We start from the raw sequence: 8,202 nt of genomic DNA, 5'->3' as shown, positions 1-8,202 counted from the left end.
CCCCTCGCCCCTCTGTGGATCGTTGCCCCACCGAGGCTTGCGCGGTTCCCCAAGGGGGGGCACGCTGATTTGACTGAAACCTTCAAAGGCTGGCACACCCCGCGCTGATGACCCTTTCCCCCCTTTCGCCCCTCCGGCCGCGCGCGACCGCATGAAGTTCGACCGCCTGCGGCTCGTGGGCTTCAAGACCTTCGTCGAGCCGACCGATCTCATGATCGAGCCCGGCCTCACCGGCGTCGTGGGGCCGAACGGCTGCGGCAAGTCCAACCTCGTGGAGGCGCTGCGCTGGGTCATGGGCGAAAGCTCGCACAAGGCCATGCGCGCCCAGGACATGGACGACGTCATCTTCGCCGGCACCACGGGGCGGCCGGCGCGCAATTCGGCCGAGGTGGTGCTCAGCCTCGACAATTCCGACCGCACCGCCCCCGCCGCCTTCAACGAGTGGGATCAACTGGAGATCGTCCGTCGCATCGAGCGCGGCGCGGGATCCAGCTACCGCATCAACGGCAAGGATGTGCGCGCCCGCGACGTGCAGCTCATCTTTGCCGACGCCTCCACCGGCGCGCGCTCCCCGGCTTTGGTGCGGCAGGGGCAGATCGGCGAGATCGTCGGCGCCAAGCCCAATGCGCGGCGCCGCATCCTGGAGGAAGCCGCCGGCGTCGCCGGCCTCCACGCCCGCCGCCACGAGGCCGAGACCCGGCTGAAGGCCGCCGAGCAGAACCTGCTGCGGCTGGAAGACGTGATCACCCAGCTCGGCGGGCAGGTGGAGAGCCTGCGCCGCCAGTCCCGCCAGACCGTGCGCTACAAGGCGCTGGCCGCCGAGATCCGCCAGTGCGAGGCCACCCTGCTGTGGCTGCGCTGGGGCGAGGTCACCCGCGCGCTGGCCGAGGCCGAGCAGGCGGTGGAAGCCGCCCACCGCGACGGCGCCGAGCACACCCGCATGCAGGCCGAGGCGGCGCGCCTTCAGGCGCTGGCCGCCCACGCCCTCCCCGCCCTGCGGCAGAAGGAGGCGGAGGCCGCCGCCGCGCTCCAGCGCCTCACCCATGCCCGCTCGGAGCTGGATGCCGAGGAGGCCCGGCTCTCCGCGCGCAAGGACGAGCTGGAGCGCCGCCTGATCCAGCTCGCCCAGGACACCGAGCGCGAGCGGGCGCTGTCCGCCGACGCCGAAGGGGTGCTGGAACGCCTCGCCACCGAGGCCGAAACCCTGCGTTTCGAGCAGGAGGAGGCGGCGGAGCTGGAAGCCATCGCTGGCGACCGGCTGGAGGAAGCCGCCGCGCACCTCGAAGACGCCGAGCGGGCGCTGGAAGAAAAGACCGCCCATTTCGCCGACCTCGGCGCCCGGCGCGCCAGCCTGGAGCAGGCGGTGCGCGAAATCCGCGACCGGCTGGTGCGCAATGCCGCCGAGCGCGCCTCGGTGGAGGCGGAGGAAGCGCGGCTGAAGCAGCAGGCCGGCACCGAGGCGCTGGAGGGCATTCGCATGGAGGCGGAAGCCGGCCGCGACGCCCTCGCCGAGGCCGAGGAGGCCAGCATCGAGGCCGAGGCCGCCCATCAGGCCGCCCGCCGCGCCATGGAGGAGCTGCGCCCGGCCCTGTCCGAGGCGCAATCGCGCTTCGGCCGCCTCGACACCGAGGCGCGCACCCTCGCCAAGCTCCTGCAATCCACCGACCATCGCTTCCCGCCGGTGGCGGACCTCGTGTCCGTGGCCAAGGGCTATGAGACCGCTTTGGGCGCGGCGCTGGGGGACGACCTCGACCTGCCGGTTGATGCCGCCGCCCCGGCGCGCTGGGCGGGCGCCCCCTCCGATCCCGCCGACCCGGCCCTGCCCGAGGGGGCCGAGCCCTTGTCCCGCTTCGTTTCCGGCGCCCCCGCCCTCGCCCGCCGTCTGGCGCAGGTGGGCATCGTGCCGCGCGCACAGGGCGCGGAGCTGGTCGCGCGGCTCAAGGCCGGGCAGCGGCTGGTCTCGGTGGAAGGCGACCTGTGGCGCTGGGATGGGGTGGTCGCGGCCGCGGATGCCCCCACCGCCGCCGCCCGCCGCCTCGCCGAGCGCAACCGCCTCAAAGACATCGAGGCGGAAGTGGCGGAGGCCGAGGCCCATCTGGACGAGATCCGCACCGCCCTCGCCGATCGCGACGGCGCGCTCCGCCACGCGGCGGAAGCCGAAAACGCCGCCCGCGAGGCCCGCCGCGCCGCCCAGCGCGCCGCCGAGGCGAGCCGCTCCACGCTGGAGGCGGCCGAACGCCGCGCCGCCCAGCATCTTGCCCGCCTCTCGGCCCTGGCCGAGGCGCGCACCCGCCTTGCCGCCGTGCGCGAGGACGGCGAGGCGCGCATGGAGGAGGCGCAAGGGCACCTCCTCGCCCTCGACACGCCGCAGATCCTGGAAACCGAGATGGCCCGCGCCCGCGCCGAGACCGCCGAGCGCCGTGCCGCCCTCTCCGAAGCCCGCGCCCGGCTCGACGCCGTGCGCCGGGACAACAGCCAGCGCCAGCGCCGGCTGGAGGCCATCATCGGCGAGGAGCGTTCATGGCGGCAGCGTGCCGGCGGGGCCGGCGACCGCCTCGCCGCCGTCGCCGCCCGCGAGGCCGAGGCCAAGGCCGAGCTGGACACGTTGGAGGACGCCCCCTCCGAATTCATCCGCCGCCGCCGCGCCCTGATGAATGCGCTGGAAGCGGCGGAAGCCGCCCGCCGCGCCGCCGCCGACCATCTGGCCGAGGGTGAGGCGGCCCTTGCCGCCGCCGACCGTGCCGCCCGCGACGCGCTGGAGGCCATGTCCGGCTCGCGGGCCGAGGCGGCGCGCTCCGACGCGCGGCTGGAAGCCGCCCGCCAGCGCCGCGACGACCTGCTGCGCGAAATCTCGGACATTCTGGAAGGTCCCCCGGAGCTGGCCCGCGAGCAGGCCGGCCTCGACCCCGACGCGCCGGCACCGAACGTCGCCGCCATCGAGGCCACGCTGGAGCGGGCCAAGCGCGACCGCGACCGCCTCGGCGCCGTGAACCTGCGCGCCGACGTGGAGCTGGAGGAAACCGAGGGCCAGCACATCAAGCTGGTGGGCGAGCGCGACGACCTGGTGGAGGCCATCAAGCGCCTGCGCGGCGCCATCCTCAGCCTCAACCGCGAGGCCCGCGAACGGCTTCAGGCCTCCTTCGTGGTGGTGGACGGCCATTTCAAGAAGCTGTTCGACACCCTGTTCGGCGGCGGCGAGGCCCAATTGGTGCTCACCGAGGCCGACGACCCGCTGGAAGCCGGCCTCGACATCATCGCCAAGCCGCCGGGCAAAAAGCCGCAGACCCTCTCGCTGCTGTCGGGCGGCGAGCAGGCGCTCACCGCCATGGCGCTGATCTTCGCGGTGTTCCTGACCAATCCCGCGCCCATCTGCGTGCTGGACGAGGTGGACGCACCGCTCGACGACGCCAATGTGGAGCGCTTCTGCACCCTGCTGGAGGAGATGACCAAGCTCACCGACACCCGCTTCCTCACCATCACCCACAACCCCATCACCATGGCCCACCAGAACCGCCTGTTCGGCGTGACCATGGCGGAACGGGGCATCTCGCGCCTCGTCTCGGTGGACCTGCAGCGCGCCGAGCGCCTGCTGGAAGCGGTCTGAACCTGCCCCATCCCGGCACCGGCGCCGCTGTCGCCGGGGCGAACGCAGGGCGCCCAAACGGAATGCGGCGGGCGATCATGGCGAAGCACGATGTCGCAGCCACAATTTTTTCTTTGCGTTTCAATTGTTTAATATGAGGGCCGCGCGCCTTGACACCCAATTTTGACGCAACTATGGTGCGCCGCGGTTTCAAGGGGAAGGGCCGCACGCCCTTCACCGAAGCCGGGGTTTTGCGCCATGTCCGGACCTGAAGACGCCTCCCGCGGGGGGAACCAAGGACCAGGCGAGGCGGAAGGCTCCCGGACCAGCGACACCGAGCTTTCCAAAAGGCTCGAGCAGCTCAACACCTCGTTGGGCCAGGTTCGCTCGAAGACCGAGGTCCCCGCACCGAAAGGGCGGGACACCTCGGCATCCTCGGGCGCCGCGCTCGCCTTCCGGCTGGGTGCGGAATTTGTGTCGGGCGTTCTGGTGGGCGCGCTCATCGGCTACGGCCTCGACCGGCTCTTCTCGATCGCGCCCTGGGGCATGATCGTCTTCACGCTGTTCGGCTTCGCCGCCGGTGTGACCAATATGCTGCGGGCCTCCGGCGAAGGTCGGAACCGTGGCAAGACCGGGACTTGACGGGCGCCAGATCCTCCAAGGATTTCAAGGCGCGGCGGGACCGGACGATTTGTTCGCGGCGAAATGCCGCCTTTTGTTTGCGGCCGGATCCGTTCATGCGGCCCGTGCCGGTTGGGCAATTTGGCGGCTGCAAGGTCGCTTCGTCTATTTGGCCGTCGCGGCTTCTGGCCGTGATCTTTGGTTCAGCGGCTTGGCCGCATTGGCAGGGGGCGCGTTCGGATGACCGTCGATCCGATCCACCAGTTCGAGATCAAGCGCTACGTGGACCTGCTGAATTTCGGCGGCGTGCAGTTCTCCTTCACGAACGCCGCGCTGTTCATGTTCGGCATCGTAGCCATCATCTTCTTCTTCCTCACCTACGCCACCCGCGGCCGCACCCTGGTGCCGGGCCGGGCCCAGTCGGCGGCGGAGATGAGCTACGAATTCATCGCCAAGATGGTGCGCGATTCGGCCGGCTCGGAAGGCATGGTGTTCTTCCCGCTGGTGTTCTCGCTCTTCACCTTCGTGCTGGTGGCGAACGTGGTGGGGCTCATTCCCTACACCTTCACCGTCACCGCCCATCTCATCGTCACCGCCGCCATGGCGCTGCTGGTGATCGGCACGGTCATCGTCTACGGCTTCGTGCGCCACGGCACCCACTTCCTGCACCTGTTCGTGCCGTCGGGCGTGCCGGCCTTCCTGCTGCCGTTCCTGGTGGTGATCGAGGTGGTGTCCTTCCTCTCGCGCCCCATCAGCCTGTCGCTGCGTCTGTTCGCCAACATGCTGGCGGGCCATATCGCGCTGAAGGTGTTCGCCTTCTTCGTGGTGGGACTGGCCTCGGCCGGCGTGGTCGGCTGGTTCGGCGCGACCCTGCCCTTCTTCATGATCGTGGCGCTCTACGCCCTCGAACTGCTGGTCGCGATGCTGCAGGCCTATGTGTTCGCGGTGCTCACCTCGATCTACCTCAACGACGCGATCCATCCCGGGCACTGACCGGGCGGCGTGTCTCAAATCCCCAAATCCAAAGCGTTCTCAAGGAGCAGTCCCATGGATCCCGCAGCTGGAAAGTTCATCGGTGCCGGTCTCGCCTGCCTCGGTATGGGTCTCGCCGCCGTCGGCGTCGGTAACATCTTCGGCAACTTCCTCTCCGGCGCCCTGCGCAACCCGTCGGCGGCCGACGGCCAGTTCGCCCGCGCCTTCATCGGCGCGGCGCTCGCGGAAGGTCTCGGCATCTTCGCGCTCGTCGTCGCCCTCGTCCTCCTGTTCGTGGCCTGATTGCCCGGACGAACGAGGTTCCCGGGCGATCGGCGCCCGGGTGCTGTGATTGCAAGGTCAGGTGCGAAGGCGGGCAAGCCATGATGAAGTCGTGGAAAATGACTGTCGCGCTGGCGATGACGGGTGCGGCCCTCTGGGGCGCCCCCCTCTTTGCGGCGAGCGATCACCCTACCGCTGCGGCGGTCGTGGTCGCGCAGGCGGCCCCGCCGGTCGGAACCGCAGGCCAGGGCACCCATGAGGCCGCCCCGGCGGCTCACGGCGCTGCCGCGGGTGCTGCGGAAGACGGGCATGGCAAGAAGAGCCACTTCCCGCCGTTCGACGCCACCACCTTCGCCTCCCAGCTGCTCTGGCTCGTCCTGAGCTTCGGCCTCCTCTACCTCCTGATGAGCCGCGTGGCCCTGCCGCGCATCGGCCGCATCCTGGAGGAGCGCCACGACCGCATCGCCGACGACCTCGAGGAAGCGGCGAAGCACAAGGCCGAGAGCGAGGCCGCCCAGGCCTCCTACGAAAAGGCCCTCGCCGAGGCCCGCGCCAAGGCCAATGCCATCGCCGGCGAAACCCGCAACCGGCTCGCCGCCGATTCCGAAGCCAACCGCAAGTCGCTCGAAGCCGGCCTCGCCGCCAAGCTGGCGACCGCCGAACAGAGCATCGCCTCCACCAAGACCGAGGCCCTCACCCATGTGCGGGGCATCGCGGTGGACGCCGCCCACGCCATCGTCTCGACCCTCATCGGCACCAGCCCTGCGCAGGCCGACGTGGAACAGGCCGTGGACGGGGCGCTCGTCAAGAAGGACGCGGCCTGATCGGGCCGCACCTCGGCCGCGCCTCCCATCGCGCGGCCGTTCGAATTTTCCGCCGGCCTTCGCGGCTCCGGTGGCTCAGCACGTAAGGGGCGTTGCCCCGCAGATGCGGCCGTGTGGCCGCCGACGGATCCGAGGACCCTGCGATGAACGAGATGAGTCTGGCCGAGATTTGGGTCGCCGTCGCCTTTCTGCTCTTCGTCGGCATCCTGATCTATGCCGGCGCCCACCGCACCATCGGGTCCGCCCTCGACAGCCGCGGCCACCGCATCGCGGCCGAGCTTGAGGAAGCCCGCCGCCTCAAGGAAGAGGCCCAGAAGCTGGTGGCCGAGTTCAAGCGCAAGCAGCGCGAGGCCGAGGCCGAGGCTGAATCCATCGTGACCGCCGCCAAGGCGGAAGCCGAGCGGCTCGCCTCCGAGGCCAAGGCCAAGCTTGAGGATTTCGTCACCCGCCGCACCAAGATGGCGGAAGACAAGATCGCCCAGGCCGAGCTTCAGGCCGTGGCCGACGTGAAGGCCATCGCCGCCGACGCCGCCGCCAAGGCCGCCGAGGCCCTGCTGGGCTCCGCCGCGCGCGGCGATGTAAGCGACCGCCTCATCTCCAACGCCATCGGCGAAGTGAAGACCAGGCTGAACTGAGCGGTTCCGTTCGTTTCAGCCGACATGCGGGCCGCCTTCGGGCGGCCTTTTTGTTTGGGGATGGGCAAGCCCCAGCCCTGATCGTCCGGCGCCTCCCGCTGGCGGCCGCAATTTCCGGACGCCCCGATTCCGCACATTCCGGACGGCCGAGACATGCCGCGCCAGCGTCCACCTGCTGCACCGCGCCTTGAAACCGACGCCCGGCTGGTTCATTGCTAGGGCATGTGCCGTCAGGTTCAGATCGCATCCATTGACCGCCCGGCGTTGCGGCCGGAGCCCTCCTCCCGCAGCCGCGGCGGAGTGGCCGACGCACGAGGGTCCGCGCCATCCGGCGCGCTGCGCGCAGCCCTTGCCCTGCTGGTCGCCCTCGTCACGCTGGGCCTTGCCCTCGTCGCCGACGCCGGACGGCCAGCCCTGGCGCAGGCCGATTTCTTTTCCTTCCTGCGCCCCCCGGCCACGGTCCCGCGGGCCGCGCCCAAGCCGCAGCGGCCGGGCCAGAATTCCGGCTGGTGGCCGTTCCAGCCCCAGCCCCAGTACGAACAGCCGCAGCAACTCCCGCAGCAGCAGCCCAAGCGTCCGGCGGCCCCCTCCGAGCCCGAAGGCGTGGTCTACGGCTCCGCCGATGCCGCGGTGCAGGGCAAGCGCGCCGCGCCCAACCAGTTCATACTGGTGATCGGCGACCGCCTCGCCGCCCAGCTCGCCCAGGGCCTCGCCGATTCCTACGCCCCCGACCGCGCCCGCATCGCCGTCATCGACAACACCTCCGACGACAGCGGCTATCTGCCCACGCCGGTGGACTGGATCACCCGCGCGCCGGATGCCATAGCCGCCGCGCGCCCCTCGGTGACGGTGGTCGCCCTCGGCTCCGAGGACCTCCAGCCCATCAAGGACGGGGAGGCCTTCATCCAGCCCCTCACCGAGCGCTGGCTGGAGCTTTATGGCAAGCGCGTGGACGAGGTGTTGACCGCGGTGCGCGACAAGGCCGGGCGGGTGATCGTCTCCGGCCTCGCGCCGGTGGCGAACACGGCGCTCTCCGACGACTATGCCAAGCTCAACGAGCTGCTGCGCACCCGCGCCGCGCGGGCGGGCCTCGCCTTCGCCAATGTGTGGGACGGCTTCGTGGACGAGGACGGCAAGTATCTCGCCAACGGCCCGGCGGTGGACGGCCAGCGCCGCCGCCTGCGCTTCAACGACGGTGTCCGCTTCACCCGCGCCGGCGGGCGCAAGCTCGCCTTCTTCGTGCAGAAGGACATCAACCGCATGCTGGAGGAGCCAGGCAAGGCCC

Annotated in this window: 7 protein-coding genes; all 7 read left to right on the top strand. The window is 70.7% G+C overall.

Annotated elements, in window-relative coordinates:
- Nucleotides 1-151: 151 nt before the first annotated feature.
- A complete protein-coding gene (locus K9U41_RS20365) occupies nt 152-3,604 on the top strand; it encodes a chromosome segregation SMC family protein (RefSeq protein ID WP_282642677.1) in 3,453 nt (1,150 codons plus the stop codon).
- 351 nt (nt 3,605-3,955) lie between these two features.
- Complete coding sequence (locus tag K9U41_RS20360; RefSeq protein WP_282642676.1) at nt 3,956-4,225, top strand: AtpZ/AtpI family protein; 270 nt, start codon at nt 3,956-3,958, stop codon at nt 4,223-4,225.
- Nucleotides 4,226-4,444: 219 nt separating this feature from the next.
- Complete coding sequence (locus tag K9U41_RS20355) at nt 4,445-5,197, top strand: F0F1 ATP synthase subunit A (protein ID WP_282642675.1); 753 nt, start codon at nt 4,445-4,447, stop codon at nt 5,195-5,197.
- A gap of 54 nt (nt 5,198-5,251) precedes the next feature.
- Entirely contained in the window at nt 5,252-5,479 is a 228-nt protein-coding gene (locus tag K9U41_RS20350; RefSeq protein WP_012114001.1) for a F0F1 ATP synthase subunit C, read from the top strand.
- A 185-nt stretch (nt 5,480-5,664) separates the two neighbouring features.
- Nucleotides 5,665-6,282, top strand: a complete 618-nt coding sequence (locus K9U41_RS20345) for a F0F1 ATP synthase subunit B (protein WP_432715835.1) — start codon at nt 5,665-5,667, stop codon at nt 6,280-6,282.
- 143 nt (nt 6,283-6,425) lie between these two features.
- Nucleotides 6,426-6,917 carry an ATP F0F1 synthase subunit B gene (locus K9U41_RS20340; protein ID WP_282642673.1) on the top strand — a complete coding sequence of 164 codons (492 nt, stop codon included), beginning with the start codon at nt 6,426-6,428 and terminating at the stop codon, nt 6,915-6,917.
- A gap of 300 nt (nt 6,918-7,217) precedes the next feature.
- On the top strand, nt 7,218-8,202 hold a 985-nt coding region (locus K9U41_RS20335), incomplete at its 3' end, for an SGNH/GDSL hydrolase family protein (protein ID WP_282642672.1).

This window comes from Xanthobacter autotrophicus, from assembly GCF_029991245.1.
GTDB lineage: Bacteria > Pseudomonadota > Alphaproteobacteria > Rhizobiales > Xanthobacteraceae > Xanthobacter > Xanthobacter autotrophicus_C.
This window is presented reverse-complemented; position numbering and strand designations above follow the sequence as displayed.